This window comes from Rhizobium aouanii, assembly GCF_037002925.1.
Taxonomy (GTDB): domain Bacteria; phylum Pseudomonadota; class Alphaproteobacteria; order Rhizobiales; family Rhizobiaceae; genus Rhizobium; species Rhizobium aouanii.
On record NZ_JBAMYD010000016.1, the window covers coordinates 174,653 to 192,022 of the forward strand.

A 17,370-nucleotide genomic window follows, 5' to 3' on the forward strand; every position below is an offset into this window, starting at 1 on the left:
ATCCCGAAGTCATCAGGTGCAGCGGCGGCCAAGCGCCTCGACCATCGCCTGGCAGGCGAGCAGTTCGCCGGCGAGGATGAATTCGTCCGGCTTGTGGGCGCGGCCGATGTCGCCGGGTCCGCAGATGATCGCATCGATGCCGGCGCGCTGGAAAAGCCCGGCCTCGGTGCCGTAGCTGACGGCAGCGAGCGGCTCGATGCCGGTCAGTTCGCCGAGCAGCGCCGCAAGCGGCGCATCGGCGGCAACCGAAAGCGCCGGATAGGCACTGAGTTCGCGCCACTCTATCTGGAAGCCTCGCCGCGACAGTCCCTCGGCCGATGCTCGCAGGGGGGCCAGCAACGTGATCGGATCGACACCGGAAATGGCCCGTGCTTCGAACTCGGCCTCGCAACTGTCGGGGATGATGTTGACCGCCTGGCCGCCCTTCAGCGTGCCGACCTGAAGCGAGGAGTAGGGCGGTTCGAAGACAGGCTCATACGGGCCGCGCGTGAGCCGTTCGGCTTCGGCGCGAGCGCAAGCCAGGACGTCGGTGATGGCATGGATTGCGTTCAGCCCTTGGTCCGGGCGCGAGGAGTGGCCGGAGCGCCCCTTGACGGTCAGCCGGGCGGCGGCCTTGCCCTTGTGGGCGCGGATCGCCCGCAGGCCGCTCGGCTCGCCGATGATCGCGCCAAGCGGAGTGGCGCAGAGCTCCGGCAGGCGAGCGATCATGTGCGGCACGCCGCGGCAGCCGGCTTCCTCGTCGTAGGAAAAGGCGAGGTGGATGGGGCGGCGAAGCGGTGTTTCCGCCAGCGCCGGAACGGCCGCGAGAACCGCGGCAAGGAAGCCCTTCATATCCGTGGCGCCGCGACCGTAAAGGCGGTCCGCTTCGGCCCGCAAGCGGAAAGGGTCGCTGGTCCAGCCGCTTTCGGCGGCGGGGACCACGTCCATATGGCCTGAGAGGATATAGCCCGGCGTTTCCTTCGGGCCGATCGTCGCGAAGAGGTTCGACCGGTCGCCCTCCGGGCCGGGAAGCTCCGTGACGACAGCGCCGTGGCTTTGCAGATAGTGCCGGATCCACGCCACGATCTCGCCGTTCGGCGTGCCGACGACGGAGGGGAAGCCAACGAGCCTTTCGAGAACTTCAATTGCCTGCATGGAATTCCTCACAGTGCGGGATCTTCGAGGTGCTTACAACTCGGCTGAGGAGAGGCGACATTCAAGATTCTCACAGTGAACGGCGACTGCGCACGGTCGGGCTTAGTCAATGACTTTAGAGGGCGGTCCAGGCTTTATTTGCCGAAAGCGCAGCGGATTTGGTCGATTGTTGTGTTTGCGCCGGCCTCACCAGTGAATTGTATCGAACGATCTGTTCTAGTCTGGGCGGAGAAGTTCCCAAGCGTAGGCTTGGCCGGAAAAAGCGGCAGGGGGTGGGAGTGAGTGAACTGGCATCCGAATCCAGGCTCGTCGATAGTTTCGAGACGCATATCGCCGGGATCGACAGCGTCGATCTCGACAAGCTGCATGCGCTGTCGATGACCGTCGCATGGCCGCATCGTGGCGAAGACTGGCAGTTCCTGCGGGAGTTCGGCCAGGGCATCGTCGCGATCGATGAAATTGGCCGCATCCTGGGCTCCGCGATGTGGTTTCCCTATGACGCGCAATTTGCCACGGTCGGTATGGTCATCACCTCGCCGCGTCTTCAAACCAATGGCGCCGGGCAATGGCTCATGGGCCATGCGCTCAATCAGGTCGCCGGGCGGAACCTCGGGCTGAATGCGACGCGCGCAGCGCGCCGTCTTTATCGGTCCCTGAACTTTGTTCGGGAGGCGCTCGTCTTTCAATGCCATGGCGAAGCGACATTGCCGCCGGATGTGGAGCCGCCGTCCGGCGCCGTGATACGGGCCGTGGAGACTGGCGATCTGGAAGCGATCGCCGAATTGGATTGCGTGGCCTTCGGCACGGATCGCAAACTGCTCCTGGCCCGGCTCCTGGCAAATTCCAAGGGCATCGTGTTGAGCCGCGCCGGCCGGATCGAGGCATTCTCGCTTTGCCGGCGGTTCGGGCGCGGCCATGTCATCGGTCCCGTTGTGGCGCGCAGTGACTCAGACGCGATCGCCGTCGTCCGCCCGCATGCTGCCGAGCACGCAGGAGCGTTCCTGCGCCTCGACACACGCGAGCAGGGCGGAGCCTTTTCCGATTTCCTCTCCCGCTGCGGTCTTCCTGTCTACGATATCGTGACGACCATGTCGCTCGGTGGCCCTTGGCTTCCGGTTCCGGGGCATCAGCCGGCGCATGAGCCGAGGACCTATGCGCTCGTCAGCCAGGCGCTCGGTTGACGCAAGCCTACCGGGCGATCGTTGTCAGGTCTTAAGCGCCGGGACAGATGGGTATGCAGCTCAGAGCCTGCTGACGCTCGAATTCGGGCCGGAACGAACGATATTGCCAGGAACCCTCCGGGCTTTCCTTGCGGTACACGGTCTCGAGCCAGAACACGGAGTCATCGATCGGCAAGACAGGATGCCACGCATACCACTCCGACCAGATTTTTCTTGCCGGGTCGCTGTCCATGATCGCCACTCGCCTCCTCATCATCGGCGCAACTCGAACATCCGTGCGGCACGGAGCGTTTGCGATCCCGGCGTGCCTCGACAAATGTTCTATCGTGGAGAATAACAGCGAGAGAATATTCTTCAACCGAGATCATTTTCCCGTGCTGCGCGAAGTTTTTCTTGTCCGCGGTCGGGGGATGTTTCAGGTTGTAAGATGTGGCGCTGTTGACGAATAATTTCGTCGGTAGATGCAACGCCTCGATTGGGCTTCGGCACCGGGCTATGAGCTGCGGTGTTCAATCACCACCGATCTGTTGCGTGACGGTTTGGATGGCTTAGCTAATCGAACGCAGCCCGAGATAGGCCGCCAAACTGATGGCGGAGAGGGCAATCGTCAGCCTGGGTCTCGCATCGTCGAACATCGCCGCCAGCGAAAGGCCGAGCATCAGGATGACGGATTTTGCCCAGAGATCCTGATCGGAGACGGTAAAAGCGATTGCCGCCAGAAAGACGGCGCTTGCGACGATCGTCGCTGGGGCGGATTTCTCGGCGAGATCGCCGCTTGAAAAATATGGCAGAAGAAAACGGCGCATGCTCAAGCCCGAAGCGACGCTCAGAAGAAGACAAGTCAAGACAAGATGCAACATGAGGTCGTCGCCGATCAATCTGCAGATCGTCCGACAGATGCAAACCGCATGCCAGCCTTAAACCCTAAAATCCTCATCCTGCAGAGGCAATGTCGCCGCCTGCTTGGCTATTTCCTCGGCGTCGCGATCCTTTTTTCGGCAATCGCTTGCTTGTCCAGTCCGCGGGCTTGCGTTTTTTCGCCCAAGGCCGAAACCGGCTTGAGCCTGCGCAATGATTTTTGTATAGAGAATAATCTACCGTTTTAATTCCGGAAATGAGATCTTTTCATTGGACCTTTCATCGATCGAGATATTCCTCGCTGTCGCCAGCGACCGCAGCGTGACGAAGGCTGCCAAGGCCGTCGGGCGGGTTCCGTCGAATGTGACGACGCGTATCCAGCAATTGGAGGAGGACCTCGACGTTTCCCTCTTCAGCCGTGACGGCAAGAAGATGACGCTGACACGCGAGGGTGAGACGTTTCTTTCCTATGCCAACCGGCTTATGGCGCTTGCGCTCGAAGCGCGCCAGGCCGTGCGGCCTCTCGCCCCATCCGGGACATTGCGGGTCGGCACCATGGAGAGCACGGCGGCAAGCAGGCTGCCGGCAGCGCTGACGCAATTCAATCAGATGTGGCCCGATGTGTCGCTTCATCTGACGATGGGGGCTTCCCGCGATCTGACCCGCGACGTTCTCTCCGACGCGCTGGATTGCGCGCTGATTGCCCGCCCGCCGAAGACGATGCGCGAGGAAGATGCGAGCTTCGATGCCGAACTCAAGGCGCTCGAGATGGAGCCGGTCTTCGTCGAGGACCTGTTGATCGTGCTGCCCTCCGGGCATCCCTCCATCAAATCCGCCGCAGACCTGCGTGTCGGGTCGCTTGCCGCTCTGGAGCCCGGCTGCACCTATCGCAGGATCGCCGAGAACTGGGCGCGCAAATCGAGCGACCTGCCGACGACCGAACTCGGCTCCTACCACGCGATCCTGGCGAGCGTTGCGACCGGGAACACGGCGGGTGTCATGCCGCGATCCGTCCTTGATCTCATGCACTGGCCGACATCTGTCCAGACCCACCAACTGGGGCCTGTCGAGACGCTGCTCGTCTATCGCAAGAATGATCGCCCCAGCGCGTTCAACGCATTTCACGAAGTCCTCAGCGCGACAAAGGGCAGAGATGTCAGGCTGGCAACAAACTAGCTCACACGTCTTCCCCTTCGCCCTCCAGATAATCCTCGCTTAATTGGTCTTGTCATGCAGTATCCCGTTTCCCCGAAGGTGGGACCGAGCCGCTTCCGCCGCTTCCGCTTGTTCTCACCCATATTGGCGGGAGCGACCTTACGGGAGCGGTTGATTGCATGTCTCGGCGCTTTGCTGGCCATTGGTCTCACCGGCGTCATCAGCGGCTATCTGTTCGGGCAGGGACCGCATCTTCCACTGATCGTCGCACCGATGGGAGCGTCCGCGGTGCTTCTTTTCGCGGTGCCGGCAAGCCCGCTGGCGCAGCCTTGGTCGATCATCGGCGGCAATACGATTTCCGCCCTGATGGGGATTATTGCCGCCTATTTCATTGGTGATCCGATCATCGCGACCGGCGTCGGCGTTTCGCTTGCCATCGGCGCGATGTCCTTCACGCGCTGCCTTCATCCGCCAGGAGGGGCCGCGGCGCTGACCGCCGTGCTCGGCGGACCTGTCGTTGCGGGCTGGGGGTTCGTCTTTCCCTTCGTGCCCGTCGCTTTGAACTCCTGCATTCTCGTCGGCCTTGGCCTGCTGTTCCACAAGCTGTCCAAGCGGAATTATCCGCACGTCGTTCCGAAAGCGGCGGAGAACGCCCATCAGACGATCGACTTGCCATCTGCCGTGCGGGTGGGGTTTCGCGAGGAGGATGTCAATGCGGCTCTCGAATCGCTCGACGAAACCTTCGATATCGACCGGGCAGACCTTAGCCGGCTGTTGCGGCAGGTCGAGCTGCAAGCGGCTATCCGCTCAACCGGCAAGATCAGCTGTGCCGATGTCATGTCGCGCGACGTGATCGCCATTGGGGAGGCTTCGGAACCGGATGCCGCACGGCATCTTCTCTTGAAGCACAATATCCGTACGCTGCCGGTGAAGGATCCGGAGGGTCGCCTCATCGGCACCGTCGGCTTGCGGGAACTGTCGATGAGCACCGAGACCATCGCGCATGCGATCTCGAGACCGACGGTAGCGAGGCCTTTGGACCCCGCTCTGTCGCTATTGCCCGTTCTGACGGACGGACGGACGCATGCCGTCATCATTGTCGATGACGATTACCGGATCCTTGGCCTGATATCGCAGACGGATCTGCTGAGCGCAGTAGCGCGGCTGCTGCCGAAGGAAGACGACACGATCCCAGCGGTGGCCTGAGCTGTCGGTGTGGAACGTAGCTGGAGAAAAAATCGGTGCTGATCGAGCGCGATGCAAATGGCGATTTCATCCTGGAATCAACGGAACTGGCGGAACGGTTCGGACTGTCGCTGGCCGATCTTCGCCGCCACATGCGCCATGGTTCCGTCGTCAGCTCCGTGGAAATCGGGACAGCTGAACATGAGGGGACGAAACGGGTGTCGCTTCGGCTCGGCAACAGGCTTTGGCAAGCCGTTCTGAACGATGAAAATGAAGTGCAGCAGGAGCAGATGACCGTTCTTAGGGGTAAATCCTCCGGACGGCATCCGCGCTGACCCCGTCCTTATGTGTGGTCCCGCGCGGTACTTATTACGCGCAGGCTCGGCATTCCCTACCGCTCGCTCGTTTCGAATAGGCCGCGGGCCGCCTCGACCATCGACTGCAGATGATTGGGGTCACGTACGCCTTGTCGGTAAAGCTCGATGATGATGCTCGCCATTCGTTCGGCTTCGTCGCCGTCCTTTGCTATCCCGTAATCGGCGCTCAGCTTGTCGAAGACGCGCTGGCAAGTTTCAAGATCGCGAGAGTCCAGCGGTACCTGCGATTCGGGTTTTGATCGTTTGAACCATCTCTATTCCCTCCGAAAAGGCCCGCCGGCGAAGCCGGCGGGCCGGTAGCCGTCTTAGAAGTCCATGCCGGCGCCGGCGGGCAATGGTGGCGGCGCGTCCTTCTTGGGTTTCTCGGCGATCATGGCCTCCGTCGTGACGAGAAGACCGGCGATGGAGGACGCATCCTGCAGCGCGGTGCGAACCACCTTGGCCGGGTCGATAACGCCCTGGGCATAGAGGTCGCCATATTCGCCCGTCTGAGCGTTCCAGCCGTAGGAGAACTCGCTTTTCTCGCGCAGCTTGCCGACGATGATCGAGCCTTCCGCTCCGGCATTTTCGGCGATCTGGCGAGCCGGCGCCTCGACCGCGCGGCGAATGATCTCCACACCGACGCGCTGGTCCTGGTTGGCCGTATTGAGATTATCGAGCGCCTTGACGGCGCGCAGCAGCGCCACGCCGCCGCCTGGCAGGATGCCTTCCTCGACCGCCGCGCGGGTTGCATGAAGTGCGTCGTCGACGCGGTCCTTCTTCTCCTTCACTTCGACTTCCGTCGAGCCGCCGACGCGGATCACGGCAACACCGCCGGCGAGCTTGGCAAGGCGTTCCTGCAGCTTCTCCCGGTCGTAGTCGGAGGTGGTTTCCTCGATCTGGGCGCGGATCTGGGCAATACGGCCTTCGATGTCGGACTTGGCGCCTGACCCATCGACGATCGTGGTATTTTCCTTCTCGATTGACACCTTCTTGGCACGGCCGAGCATGTCGAGCGTGACGGATTCGAGCTTGATGCCGAGATCTTCGGAAATGACGGTGCCAGCGGTCAGGATGGCGATGTCTTCGAGCATGGCCTTGCGGCGGTCGCCGAAGCCAGGCGCCTTGACGGCAGCAATCTTCAGGCCGCCGCGCAGCTTGTTGACGACAAGCGTCGCAAGGGCTTCGCCTTCGACATCCTCAGCGATGATGAGCAGCGGCTTGCTGGATTGGACGACGGCTTCAAGAACCGGCAGCATCGACTGCAGGTTGGAGAGCTTCTTCTCGTGGATGAGAATATAGGGGTCTTCGAACTCGACCCGCATCTTGTCGGCATTGGTCACGAAATAGGGGCTGAGATAACCGCGGTCGAACTGCATGCCTTCGACGACTTCGAGTTCGGTTTCGGCGGTCTTGGCTTCTTCGACGGTGATGACACCATCATTGCCGACCCTTTCCATGGCTTCCGCCAAAAAGCGGCCGATTTCGGCATCGCCATTGGCGGAGATCGTGCCGACCTGGGCGATCTCGGAATTGTTGGAGATCTTGCGGGCGTTGGCCTTCAGTTCCGCGACGATGGCACCGACCGCAAGATCGATGCCGCGTTTCAGGTCCATCGGGTTCATGCCCGAAGTAACGGCCTTGGCGCCCTCCTTGACGATTGCCTGGGCCAGCACCGTTGCCGTCGTGGTGCCGTCGCCGGCGATGTCGCTGGTCTTAGAAGCGACTTCGCGGACCATCTGGGCGCCCATGTTTTCGAACTTGTCTTCGAGTTCGATTTCCTTGGCGACGGAAACGCCGTCCTTGGTGATGCGCGGTGCTCCGAAAGACTTTTCGATCACCACGTTGCGGCCTTTCGGGCCGAGGGTCGCCTTCACGGCGTTGGCCAGGATGTCGACGCCACGCAGCATCTTCTCGCGGGCTTCGGTGCTGAATTTGATTTCTTTAGCAGCCATGTCCTCACTCCTTCATAGGCAGCCAGAGCAATTCCAGGAACAGTGCGAAGCGGTTTCCGTTCGGAATTGCGTCAGAAATGAAAGGTTGGAGCGGTTCCGCGTTTCCATGAAAAGCTAAAGCGCTCCAGCGTTGACTGAGGTCCGCAGGATCTCAGGCGGCCTGCTTCTTCTCGCCCCGGGTTTCGATGATGCCCATCACGTCGCTTTCCTTCATGATCAGCAGGTCTTCGCCATTAATCTTGATCTCGGTGCCGGACCACTTGCCGAACAGGATGCGATCGCCGACCTTGACGTCGAGCGGCTGGATCTGGCCTGCATCGTTGCGCGCGCCGGGGCCGACGGCGATAACCTCGCCTTCCTGCGGCTTTTCCTTGGCGGTATCAGGGATGATGATGCCGCCCTTGGTCTTTTCCTCTGAATCGACCCGGCGGACGAGAATGCGGTCATGAAGCGGTCGGAACGACATGTCTTCCTCCATCGATGAACAGTGATGACGTTGTCCCGTGGCCGGACCGGATGACCAATCCGGGCGGGTGCAGGTTCGCGCGCGCGCCTTGCGCGAATGATCTGGTTCGACGGTTCGGCAATTTCAAGAGGGGACAAAAGAAAAATTGGCACTCTCTGCCGGTGACTGCTAACGCCCGCCAGGGAACAGAAAATCGGCCCCTGCGTTCGGTCAATAAGCGAGTGGTGTGGTGTCGAAGCGAGTTCGAGCTGCATTGAGGCTTGAATCCGGATTTCGGCGTTCCCAACTCTTTGGTGATCGAGGCTTGATGAGCTCGGTCACCGTCCCACGTCTTTAGGAGTGAGTGACATGGAAGAGAACACCAAACTAATCAAAGACCTCAGTATCGAGGAACGCGAGGAAATCTTCGTCGATATTGCGCGGACGCTGGAGGATACGGCGCGTGAGGCGCTTGTCGAAGGCAATACGCATTTTGCGGCAATTTCTAACAACATGGCTGAAGCGATCCGCATTAACGCCGACGAACTCGCCCGTGACGATCCCGAGAATGCCGAGCGCGTGCTGCTACAGGCAACGGCGATGATTTCGCAATTCGAGGCCGTGCATCCTTATCGCATGGTCAGTATGGCCGTTCATTGATGGCGCCCCGGGTGACGCGGCTCGTCACCCGCTCAAATCATTCTCTACGCGCGCGGAACTCTCCCTGTTTGCAGAGGTTATTGGATTACAACATCGAAAGGTGATCCATGACCACTTCCAAATCCAGTGTGCCGCCAGAGAGCGGCACAGACGATGCGCGGTCCGCCGATACCGAACGGGCCGAGACCGATCGCAAAAGGGCATTGGAGACTGCCCGGCGCAACGCGAGTTCGGCATTAAGTCGTGATAGCGGCACCGAAACGCCAAGCCTCAAGCTTGCGAAAGAATATCTCAGTCTCGGCGGCCAACGCCGGTCGATGATCGATGACAATATCACCGATGTTCGCCACTGGGACAAGGATCCGCCGGAGGCCGAACGGTTCTGGAAGGAACGGGTGGAAACTCTTTCAAAGGATGAGCGCAAGCAGGTGGAGGATTTTCTTCCGACCATCAATACGCCTTGAAAGACGGCCACTTGGCTTGTCGTCGCGTATGTGTAGATGCGTGCCGAAGCTCCTAGAACGCCGTTTTAGGCGAAGCTGCGAGGTCTGGTCGGAACTGGAGAAGATGATGGCCATAGACAAGCACGAGCAGATTCGACTGCGCGCCTACGAAATCTGGGAAGCCGAGGGCCGCCCCGAAGGGTCGGACCTGCGTCATTGGATGCAAGCCTGTGACGAGCTGGCTGGCGAAGACGAGCATGAGACGCTGCAAGATCTGCTTGATCAAGACGACAGAGATGATGCGGCCTTGCTTCAAGGAGCCGGGGAAAGCAGTGATCTCGGCCCGCCGCGAGCCGGACTGGGTCAAGTTGCCGGGGCGACGACGCCCGACATCGAGATAACAACGGGGGAGAAGCCCTCCGCGCGAAATATCAAAAAGACCGAAGGACCCTAACCGCCATGCAGCATCTCGACCACGCCACTCAAATCGCCATCGAGGCGCATAAAGGGCAGTTGGACAAGACCGGTCGGCCGTTCTTCGAGCATTGCCAGCGGATCGCGCTTCTCGTATCGGGCGACGAGGCGCGAACGGTCGCTTATCTTCACGACGTTGTCGAAAAAGGCAGTGGCTGGACGCTGGACAGGTTGAAGGAGGAAGGCTTCCCGCCGGCGATCATCTCCGCAGTGGATGCTTTGACCCGGCGGCCCGAGGAGCCTGATGACGAATTCGTCAAACGCGCTGCATCGAACCCGCTGGCTATGCCGGTCAAACAGGCTGACCTTGAAGACAATCTCCGACAGGCCGAACAAGCCGGCAGGAACACAGAAAAATACCAGCGCGGTCTGGATCTCCTGCACGACATCAAGAACGAACGGTAGGTCTGTCCAGCCGGGCTTGCGAATCTCGAAGAGTACCCTTGCCGCGCGTCCTCTTGGATCACCCGATACTTTCCACAGCCCCGCAACCATTCTTCAACCATAGAATGCGGAACGCCATGATGCCGACCTGAGGTGAGGGGCGCGTTAACCGGTACGACTTATAGTCGCGTCCATGTGGACGAACGGGGGAACGATCGTGTCCGGCGAACTGCACACAATCTTTGCAATAGGTGGCTCATTGTCAGGCCCGCATGGTGTCGGCGACGAACTCGCGCGCCATGGTATCGTTCTCAGCATGCACGACCGAGATGAGTTTCACCGATGCGCCGCCAAACGACCGCTGCCGGAGCTTATTCTAGTGGACGCCCTTTCACCGGAGGGACGTGGTCTCGAAGACTGCCGGCGTCTCAGGGAGAATCCCGTAACGCGTGATATTCCGGTGATTATCGTCGTCTCACCGGAGGACGAGGAAAGCCGGATCGGAGGGCTTGCCGTCGGGGCGGTGGATTGCGTTTCCAATCTTGTCTCCGGCACGGAGCTCGTCGCCCGCATTAAGCGGCATATCGAGCTCGGCGCAGTTCACGCGCGCCTGCAGCAGCGGAATGAGCAACTCGACACGGCGCTGGCTAGCATGGGGCAAGGCGTCTGCCTGTTTGACGAGGGCGGCCGGCTGCTCCTTTCAAACAACCGTTATGCCGAAGTCTACGGACTTGATCCATCCGTCATCCATTCAGGACAGTCACTCGAAGACATCCTGAATCTGAGACAGGAGGTCGGCGCCGTTCCCGCCACCTCGGCCTTGGAATATCTCGCCTGGGCCGAAGCGACCAATAGGGGTGATACGCCCCGGGATTGGATCAAGGAACTCAAGTCGGGCCAGATCATCCGCGGCTATCATCAGCGGACGCCGGATGGCGGCTGGGTGTCGACCCACGAGGATATCACGCAGGCCTGGCTGGCTGAAAAGGCACTTGCGAAGGCGCGCGTACAGGCAGAGCGCGCCGAGCAGGAGGCGCGGGCCGCGCATGCCCGTCTTTTGGCGGCTTTCGAAGTCGTTCCGGAGGGCCTCGTATTGTTCGACGAGGAAGACCGCTTCGTCCTATGGAACAGGAGATACGAACAGCTTTACGCCGAAAGCGGCGATATGCTCGTGAAAGGCATGCGCTTCGAAGACCGTCTGCGTGCAGGCCTCGAACGCGGCCAATATCCGGAAGCGGTCGGGCGCGAAGAAGCGTGGCTGGCGGAGAGACTGGCCCATCATGCCAAGCCTAGCAGTAAACACGAGCAGCGCCTGCCCGGAAACCGGTGGATACGCATCGAGGAACGCCAGATTCCCGAAGGGGGCAGCGTCGGCATACGTGTCGACATTACCGATCTCAAGATGCAGGAGGCATCGTTCAGGCTGCTGTTCGAAGGCAACCCGATGCCGATGTGGGTCTACGATCGTGAAACGTTGAGATTTCTCCACGTAAACCAGGCCGCCATCGATCACTACGATTACTGTCTGGAGCAATTCCTGACGATGCGACTGCCCGACATCCAGGCGCCGCAGGAATTCAACCGGAAGCAGGCCGTCGTCTTCGAGGTCGAGGATCCCGCCTCGACCCGCTCCTTGCGGCACCTCAAGGGAGATGGCACAGCCATCGAGGTCACTGTTTATTCCACCTGCTTGAACTACAAGGGCAAGCCGGCATCGCTGATGGCTGTCGTCGATGTCACCGAAGCCAAGCGCGCCGAAAAGGCATTGCTCCAGCACCGCGACACGCTTGAAGAGATGGTGCGCTCCCGCACGGTCGAACTGGCGCGGCAGACGGAAGAACTCGAACGAATGCTTGAACAGGAAAAGCAGATCAACGAGTTGCAGCGCCAGTTCGTCTCGATGGCATCGCATGAGTTCCGCACCCCGCTTGCGGTGATCGACGGCGCGGCACAGCGGCTCATTCGGCGCAAGGAGGCGGCCACGCCGGAGTTTCTCTCCGAAAAAGCCGACCAGATCCGCAGTTCGGTTTCGCGCATGCTCGAACTGATGGAAAGTATCCTTGCTGCCGGGCGATTAGATCATGGCCGTATCACAATCGTGCACAAGCCGTGTTCGATTGTCGAAATCATCCGAACCTGCAGCGCGCGCCAAGGAAGCATCCGGCGGTCTCATCGCTTTTTGCTGGACCTCGATCGACTTCCTTCGACCGTTTATGGCGATCATCCCGCTCTCGATCAGGTCTTCAGCAACCTCTTTTCGAATGCCGTGAAATACGCGCCGGACTCTCCGAACGTCCACGTCACAGGATGGCAGGAGGGGGAAAGCGTTTGCGTCACCGTGCGCGACGAAGGCATCGGCATCGACGCCGATGACCTTCCGAAAATGTTCCAGCGTTATTTTCGCGCCAGAAGCTCCACAGGTATTGCCGGCACTGGCATTGGCCTTAATCTCGTGAAGCAGATCATCGAGCTTCACGGGGGATCGATAGAGGTGACAAGCAGCCGTGGAAACGGCACGACGTTTACCCTCCGGATTCCGATCGGCGCGGAAATACCAGACCAGTTGCGTGTCGCTGCCCGATAAGCCGGCGGCAGGCTTAGCCGAGCGTGGCCTTCGCTATTGCCGGAGATGGGAGGATCAGAATGATCGATCGGCGACCATTCGATCTCAAGGCCTATGCGCGCGATATCGCGGCGGAGCTATGCTTTATCTGCGGCTTGATCGAGAATAATCCGGCTTCATCATCGTATTTTCGAAAACGATGAGGCGGTTATCTTCTAAGCAAATATCCGACACTGCCGGTTATTGGCGCAAGTCATGTCGACAGATGAGTATCTTCTGCTGCACGAGAAGGTGCATGTTTTGTCTCGGGCACTGAAAAGCGGATTTGACGCCGAACGTATATACGTGCTTTCGCTCGGCAGCCTGCAGGCGTGCATCTTGAGAAGCAGCAATACCACGCGTTGATGAGCATGGCATTCTGCAGATGCCGGATGATCAAATGGCAGACCTGGCGCGGCGGAACGCCGAAGCATACCATTCCGCGCACATAATCACGGTTAGGCCTCAGAGGGCTTTGAATGGCCCGAGGATGACAATGCTTTCGCGGCGCGCGGCTTCCGCCATCTTTCGATCGGCCGTCGCCAGAGGCAGCTCCTGCGTTTTCGCCAGGGCTAGGTAACTCGCGTCATATCCGGTCAGCCCGTAGCGGCCCGCCAAATCGAGTATCAAGCTGTCGCCTCCCGACCCTGCGTCTTCCAGGGGCAGTCCGCGCAATTGTGTCATGAGCAGGAGCGCTTCGCCTGGTCGGAGCCGCCCCCGACTTCCGGCCATCAAAAACAGATTGCGGATTTCGAACCAGAATAAGGTCGGTACGAAGCCAATCGTGCTGTCGAGATCGGACATCAGCTGGTCGGTAGCATCGTGCTGTTCGTCTGGAAGAAACCACGCGGCCGCGATGGAGGCGTCAAGGACAAAGGGCATCAGTAGCGACGGCCTTCGTCACGCCACTCTCGGATTTCCTCCTGCGTCGTCAGCTGACGGCCGGCGCGTTGCGACTTGATCTCGGCGATCAGTGCATCGACGTCGTTTTCGCGGCGAATGCGCGAAAGCCGGGCAACGGGCTTATTGCCGCGAGAGATGATGACCTCTTCACCAGCTTCGACCTTGGCCAACAATTCGGACAGATGAGTCTTCGCTTCGGCGACTTTGACTGTGACCGTCATGACGATTCTTTCGTTGTTCGTATCTGTGATTGCGCCGACTGGACTGGAGGCGGCCCCGCGATGTCTGAGCGATGATAAGCCTCAAATTAGAAGTTGGTCAACCGCAAACCAACTTGCGACAGCAGATCCCACGATGTGATGTGCAAAGCGCAACGAGTTGATGCAGCGGCAGTATTTGCGGCTACATCAGGAGAGCAAAGGCCGGCACAGACACGCCTTTCTCGCGAGAGTGCCGCTCCAGCTCGTCGAGATTCGGGCGCCCCGGCGGGTTCTCTAGCGCCTTCGCCCAGTTCTCGTGAATAGGCAGTGCCATCGCCGCGGTCACAAGCAGGGTGCTTCCCGGATTGATTTCACAGCGCAGTTGCGGCAGTAGCGTCTTGGCGTGGATGAGGTTGGTGTTCGGGATCGGACTCATCGCCTGGCCGGTTCTCAGATGAAGCGAGAGATCGACGATGGCGCTGACGTCTGTCTGGCCGTACCAGATGGCACGGCCTTCCGCATGTTCCGATCGGTCGGCATTGAAGTCGGCTCGCTCGATCGCAAAACCACCTTCGATGGTGCTCAGCGTACGTGGCGTGGCGATGCGGTGGATGCGGATGTGCCACGGGTTTTCGGGAAGCAGCCAGGTTTCGACTGTGACATCGCTCCAGGGGCGCCAGCGCGAATAGAGCAGGTCGTCAGCGATCAACGCCTCTTCGAGGGTTTCCCGCATGCGGAAATGGACGCCGTCATCGGAGAGACCGAGCATGCCGTCGAAGCTTGCGGCCGAAAAATTCCGGTCGTCGGCTTCGATGTTGAAGGCATAGCGGGTGGAATAGACGAATTTCGAATATTTCTCGTTTGCGCCGAGCATCTTGTCGTGCTGCTGCCCCGAGGAGAGCACGACCACGTTTCCCGGCGTGTGCATGGCGACCATTCCCGCCGGCTTCAACGCAACCGGTTCCGGAAATTCCGGCTGCGGTGCCTCCTCGGCGGTCCAGAACGGATGATCCCCCGGAAGAGCGAGCGGCAGGAAGAATTTCAGCGCCCAATAGGGCGAGCCGGGAGAGTTGTAGCTCTCGCTCATGAAGAGGTTCGGATAGCCGTAGCCGACCGAGAGAACGCCGTCGCGATCGGCAATCGGCATCGCCGACCACCATCGGATATGGCGCATGTAATAGCCCTTGATCTCCGCCCACGGCAGGGCTTCGACGCCGGCAAAGGCAAGCGCGCCCCAGAAACCCCCCGCCGCGAAGCGGTAGGTCTGGCTGCGGCCGAAGGCAAGGGCTGCGCCATCGGGGCCGAACCAGTGGCGGATATCGCCGGCAAAGGTCTGGGCGCGACCCCGGAAGCGGTCCTTGCGCGCCTCGTCGCCTCGCGCCAGCACGGCATAGATCAGGCCGTAGAAATGCATGGCGAAGGGAATGTAATGATCGACCCGCCGGACCGGTCCGTCGCGATACCAGCCTTCCCCGAGGTCGAAAGCCTCCAACTCGTCGAGATAGGCGAGGGTTTTCCGGTGATCGAACGCCACGCTCACGCGTTCCAGCCCGAGATCGATGAGCACACGGAAGAATTTCCAGTTGTTGTCGATGAATTCCAGCTCGCGCGCTCTGAGAAGATAGGAAGAGACCGTCTTCTTTTCGCGGTCGTCAAGCGGCTCCCAGATGTGTTCGGGCACGAGCGCCAAGGCGAAGCCGACGGCGGCGAGTTCGACCAGCCGCTGATTGCGGTCGGCGAGATCGCCCCAATATTCGGGATGAGCGGGATTGGTCCCATTTGCCAGCCCGCGGCGATAGAGATCCCAATGCGGAAACGCGCCGCCGCCGGCAACGAGCGGAACGATCCCCCAGAGCGGCCGGGCAAATCCCTCCAGATCCGCCGCCGCCCGGTCGAAGATCGCGCCGGCCGCACCGAGGCGCACACGGGCGCAGCCTTCGGAAAAATACGGCAGCAGCGGCTCGAAGAGATCGATGACGGCCTTGGCGAGGTCGTCGCGTGTCTTCAGGGGATTGCCGAAAAGCGGATTGGCCCGGGCGGGATCATATATCATTGTCAGGCTCGAAATTCATGAAAAACAGGATCGGCCGCGGGCAGATATTGCCCGCGGCCGTCGAAATTTCTGGACGCTTACTTGATCGCCTTCACGCCTTCGGTCATTTCCTTCAGCCCGTCATCGACGGAGGTGCTGTCGGTCATGATCGCGTCATGCGCACGGTTGAGTACGACCTCGATCTTGGCGGCGTTCGGATTGACCGCCATCTCCAGATAGGCCTTCGACGGTATCAGCGCCTCCTTGCTGGCCGCGTCTTCAGGGAAGCCGGGCGTTGCCGCGATCGTAGCGCTGACGTCAGCGGTCTTGAGCGCGGGGAAGGTGCCGGTCGACGCGATGACGGTCGCGCCCTCCGGGCCGGTGACGAACTTGATGAAATCGAGCGCGGCATCCTCGTGCTCAGAGTTGGCGTTGACGGCGAGGCCCGAGATCTGCGCAGCCGTCGTGCCGGCTGCAACGCCGTCCGGATGCGGGAACTTGACGATGCCCCAGTTCTTGCTCTTCGATTCACCCGATTTCACCTTGGCGATCTGGGTCCCGACGAACCATGTTCCCATCGGCAGCATGCCGATCGTGCCGTTGAAGAAGAGCGCCGAATAATGTGTGTTCGACGTCTTCAGGAAGGCATAGGAGGGAATCGCGCCATCCTTCTGCAGGGTCAGCGCCCGCTCGTACCAGGGCTTCAGGAAGCCGTAGTCGCCGTCAACAAGCGTGTGTTTTCCGTCGAGGATGGCGGGCAATTGAACGGTCGACCGCCAGGTATGCAGAAGCGCGCCGTAGGTCTTGTTGGTGCCCATGCCGCCCGAGAGCTTCTCAGCGGTCTCGTCGAACTGCGCCCAGGTCATGTCATTGGTGGGGTAGGGGACGCCTGCCTTGTCGAATATATCCTTGTTGTAATAGACAACCCAGAAGTCGGACCGGAACGGCAGGGAGTAGACTTTGCCGTCGATGGTCAGTTCCTCGATCAGGCCGCCATAGGGAGCCGGGTCGATTTTCGGATCCTTCACGAAGCCGCTGAGATCGGCGATGTTGCCGGCGCGCACCAGATTGGTGTAGCCCGGCACATCCTTGATGGTGACGATGTCGATGTCCTTGGAGCCGCCGGTCAGCTGCGTCGAGATCATCTGCTGGTAGTCTTGCGAGCCGAGATCCATCGGCTCGAACTTCACGTTGGGGTGTTTGGCCTGATAGGCCTCGATCAGCGGCTTGTAATAGGCGGTCTTGTCCCAGTCCCACAAAGCCCATTTGAGCGTCACGGCGTCCTGGGCAAGCGCCGCCCCGGCCGTCATCGCCGCCATGGTGAAACCCGCCACGGCAAGTTTCATCGTCCTCCTGAATTTATCCAAATACATTCCCGTTCTCCTTCCCTGGATCATCTCTGG

Annotated in this window: 18 protein-coding genes and 2 pseudogenes; 10 read left to right on the forward strand and 10 right to left on the reverse strand. The window is 60.4% G+C overall.

What is annotated here, in order from left to right; translation table 11 throughout:
- Positions 1-12: 12 nt before the first annotated feature.
- A complete protein-coding gene (argE, locus tag V8P77_RS26115) occupies positions 13-1,134 on the reverse strand; it encodes an acetylornithine deacetylase (RefSeq protein ID WP_335914866.1) in 1,122 nt (373 codons plus the stop codon).
- A gap of 278 nt (positions 1,135-1,412) precedes the next feature.
- Here argE and V8P77_RS26120 point away from each other — a divergent pair, with 278 nt between their 5' ends.
- Complete coding sequence (locus V8P77_RS26120) at positions 1,413-2,315, forward strand: GNAT family N-acetyltransferase (protein WP_335914868.1); 903 nt, start codon at positions 1,413-1,415, stop codon at positions 2,313-2,315.
- A 31-nt stretch (positions 2,316-2,346) separates the two neighbouring features.
- Here V8P77_RS26120 and V8P77_RS26125 read toward each other — a convergent pair whose 3' ends face one another.
- Together V8P77_RS26125 and V8P77_RS26130 are read right to left on the reverse strand one after the other, a co-directional pair.
- A complete protein-coding gene (locus tag V8P77_RS26125; protein ID WP_335914914.1) occupies positions 2,347-2,571 on the reverse strand; it encodes a hypothetical protein in 225 nt (74 codons plus the stop codon).
- 292 nt (positions 2,572-2,863) lie between these two features.
- Positions 2,864-3,175, reverse strand: a complete 312-nt coding sequence (locus tag V8P77_RS26130) for a hypothetical protein (RefSeq protein WP_335914869.1) — start codon at positions 3,173-3,175, stop codon at positions 2,864-2,866.
- 268 nt (positions 3,176-3,443) lie between these two features.
- On the opposite strand from V8P77_RS26130, the gene V8P77_RS26135 reads away from it, so the two are divergent.
- The 3 genes from V8P77_RS26135 to V8P77_RS26145 are packed head-to-tail and all read left to right on the forward strand — an operon-like array spanning position 3,444 to position 5,848.
- Positions 3,444-4,349, forward strand: coding sequence for a LysR substrate-binding domain-containing protein (locus V8P77_RS26135; protein ID WP_335914870.1), 906 nt, complete (start codon positions 3,444-3,446; stop codon positions 4,347-4,349).
- A 54-nt stretch (positions 4,350-4,403) separates the two neighbouring features.
- Positions 4,404-5,534 carry an HPP family protein gene (locus V8P77_RS26140; RefSeq protein ID WP_335914871.1) on the forward strand — a complete coding sequence of 377 codons (1,131 nt, stop codon included), beginning with the start codon at positions 4,404-4,406 and terminating at the stop codon, positions 5,532-5,534.
- Positions 5,535-5,569: 35 nt separating this feature from the next.
- Positions 5,570-5,848, forward strand: coding sequence for a DUF6522 family protein (locus V8P77_RS26145; protein ID WP_335914872.1), 279 nt, complete (start codon positions 5,570-5,572; stop codon positions 5,846-5,848).
- A 56-nt stretch (positions 5,849-5,904) separates the two neighbouring features.
- Here the strand turns inward: V8P77_RS26145 and V8P77_RS26150 are convergent.
- The 3 genes and pseudogenes from V8P77_RS26150 to groES all read right to left on the reverse strand — a co-directional run bounded on the left by V8P77_RS26150 (position 5,905) and on the right by groES (position 8,290).
- Positions 5,905-6,142, reverse strand: a pseudogene (locus tag V8P77_RS26150) (hypothetical protein).
- A gap of 53 nt (positions 6,143-6,195) precedes the next feature.
- Complete coding sequence (gene groL, locus V8P77_RS26155; protein ID WP_335914873.1) at positions 6,196-7,824, reverse strand: chaperonin GroEL; 1,629 nt, start codon at positions 7,822-7,824, stop codon at positions 6,196-6,198.
- A gap of 151 nt (positions 7,825-7,975) precedes the next feature.
- Positions 7,976-8,290 carry a co-chaperone GroES gene (gene groES, locus V8P77_RS26160; protein ID WP_335914874.1) on the reverse strand — a complete coding sequence of 105 codons (315 nt, stop codon included), beginning with the start codon at positions 8,288-8,290 and terminating at the stop codon, positions 7,976-7,978.
- A 348-nt stretch (positions 8,291-8,638) separates the two neighbouring features.
- On the opposite strand from groES, the gene V8P77_RS26165 reads away from it, so the two are divergent.
- The 6 genes and pseudogenes from V8P77_RS26165 to V8P77_RS26190 form a co-directional block, all read left to right on the forward strand.
- Positions 8,639-8,929 carry a hypothetical protein gene (locus V8P77_RS26165; RefSeq protein WP_129421782.1) on the forward strand — a complete coding sequence of 97 codons (291 nt, stop codon included), beginning with the start codon at positions 8,639-8,641 and terminating at the stop codon, positions 8,927-8,929.
- 107 nt (positions 8,930-9,036) lie between these two features.
- Positions 9,037-9,393: a hypothetical protein gene (locus V8P77_RS26170; RefSeq protein ID WP_335914875.1), complete on the forward strand. Its 357-nt coding sequence runs from the start codon at positions 9,037-9,039 to the stop codon at positions 9,391-9,393.
- Between the two features lie 106 nt (positions 9,394-9,499).
- Positions 9,500-9,826, forward strand: coding sequence for a DUF2934 domain-containing protein (locus tag V8P77_RS26175; RefSeq protein ID WP_335914876.1), 327 nt, complete (start codon positions 9,500-9,502; stop codon positions 9,824-9,826).
- Between the two features lie 5 nt (positions 9,827-9,831).
- Positions 9,832-10,251: a metal-dependent phosphohydrolase gene (locus V8P77_RS26180; protein ID WP_335914878.1), complete on the forward strand. Its 420-nt coding sequence runs from the start codon at positions 9,832-9,834 to the stop codon at positions 10,249-10,251.
- A 358-nt stretch (positions 10,252-10,609) separates the two neighbouring features.
- The gene (locus V8P77_RS26185) at positions 10,610-12,814 is read left to right on the forward strand and encodes a PAS-domain containing protein (RefSeq protein WP_373694610.1); all 2,205 of its coding nucleotides are present in this window, start codon (positions 10,610-10,612) and stop codon (positions 12,812-12,814) included.
- A 59-nt stretch (positions 12,815-12,873) separates the two neighbouring features.
- Positions 12,874-13,274 (forward strand): annotated as a pseudogene (locus tag V8P77_RS26190) (HIT family protein); the annotation flags it as partial.
- Between the two features lie 23 nt (positions 13,275-13,297).
- Here the strand turns inward: V8P77_RS26190 and V8P77_RS26195 are convergent.
- The 4 genes from V8P77_RS26195 to V8P77_RS26210 all read right to left on the reverse strand — a co-directional run bounded on the left by V8P77_RS26195 (position 13,298) and on the right by V8P77_RS26210 (position 17,340).
- Positions 13,298-13,714, reverse strand: a complete 417-nt coding sequence (locus V8P77_RS26195; protein ID WP_335914881.1) for a type II toxin-antitoxin system VapC family toxin — start codon at positions 13,712-13,714, stop codon at positions 13,298-13,300.
- Positions 13,714-13,956 (reverse strand): type II toxin-antitoxin system Phd/YefM family antitoxin, encoded by a 243-nt coding sequence (locus tag V8P77_RS26200; RefSeq protein WP_335914882.1) that lies wholly within the window; start codon positions 13,954-13,956, stop codon positions 13,714-13,716. Before V8P77_RS26200 ends, V8P77_RS26195 begins: the two co-directional genes overlap by 1 nt.
- Before the next feature lie 181 nt (positions 13,957-14,137).
- A complete protein-coding gene (locus tag V8P77_RS26205) occupies positions 14,138-15,988 on the reverse strand; it encodes a DUF2264 domain-containing protein (RefSeq protein WP_335914884.1) in 1,851 nt (616 codons plus the stop codon).
- A gap of 77 nt (positions 15,989-16,065) precedes the next feature.
- Complete coding sequence (locus V8P77_RS26210; RefSeq protein ID WP_335914886.1) at positions 16,066-17,340, reverse strand: ABC transporter substrate-binding protein; 1,275 nt, start codon at positions 17,338-17,340, stop codon at positions 16,066-16,068.
- Positions 17,341-17,370 lie beyond the last annotated feature (30 nt).

Excerpts from the sequence above, each read along its gene's own strand:
- V8P77_RS26205 (WP_335914884.1), bottom strand. The coding sequence starts at position 15,988 with ATGATATATGATCCCGCCCGGGCCAATCCGCTTTTCGGCAATCCCCTG.
- argE (WP_335914866.1), bottom strand. The coding sequence starts at position 1,134 with ATGCAGGCAATTGAAGTTCTCGAAAGGCTCGTTGGCTTCCCCTCCGTC.
- V8P77_RS26165 (WP_129421782.1), top strand. The coding sequence starts at position 8,639 with ATGGAAGAGAACACCAAACTAATCAAAGACCTCAGTATCGAGGAACGC.
- V8P77_RS26195 (WP_335914881.1), bottom strand. The coding sequence starts at position 13,714 with ATGCCCTTTGTCCTTGACGCCTCCATCGCGGCCGCGTGGTTTCTTCCA.
- V8P77_RS26210 (WP_335914886.1), bottom strand. The coding sequence starts at position 17,340 with ATGTATTTGGATAAATTCAGGAGGACGATGAAACTTGCCGTGGCGGGT.
- V8P77_RS26200 (WP_335914882.1), bottom strand. The coding sequence starts at position 13,956 with ATGACGGTCACAGTCAAAGTCGCCGAAGCGAAGACTCATCTGTCCGAA.
- V8P77_RS26180 (WP_335914878.1), top strand. The coding sequence starts at position 9,832 with ATGCAGCATCTCGACCACGCCACTCAAATCGCCATCGAGGCGCATAAA.
- V8P77_RS26130 (WP_335914869.1), bottom strand. The coding sequence starts at position 3,175 with ATGTTGCATCTTGTCTTGACTTGTCTTCTTCTGAGCGTCGCTTCGGGC.
- V8P77_RS26140 (WP_335914871.1), top strand. The coding sequence starts at position 4,404 with ATGCAGTATCCCGTTTCCCCGAAGGTGGGACCGAGCCGCTTCCGCCGC.
- groES (WP_335914874.1), bottom strand. The coding sequence starts at position 8,290 with ATGTCGTTCCGACCGCTTCATGACCGCATTCTCGTCCGCCGGGTCGAT.
- V8P77_RS26125 (WP_335914914.1), bottom strand. The coding sequence starts at position 2,571 with ATGATGAGGAGGCGAGTGGCGATCATGGACAGCGACCCGGCAAGAAAA.
- V8P77_RS26170 (WP_335914875.1), top strand. The coding sequence starts at position 9,037 with ATGACCACTTCCAAATCCAGTGTGCCGCCAGAGAGCGGCACAGACGAT.
- V8P77_RS26175 (WP_335914876.1), top strand. The coding sequence starts at position 9,500 with ATGGCCATAGACAAGCACGAGCAGATTCGACTGCGCGCCTACGAAATC.
- groL (WP_335914873.1), bottom strand. The coding sequence starts at position 7,824 with ATGGCTGCTAAAGAAATCAAATTCAGCACCGAAGCCCGCGAGAAGATG.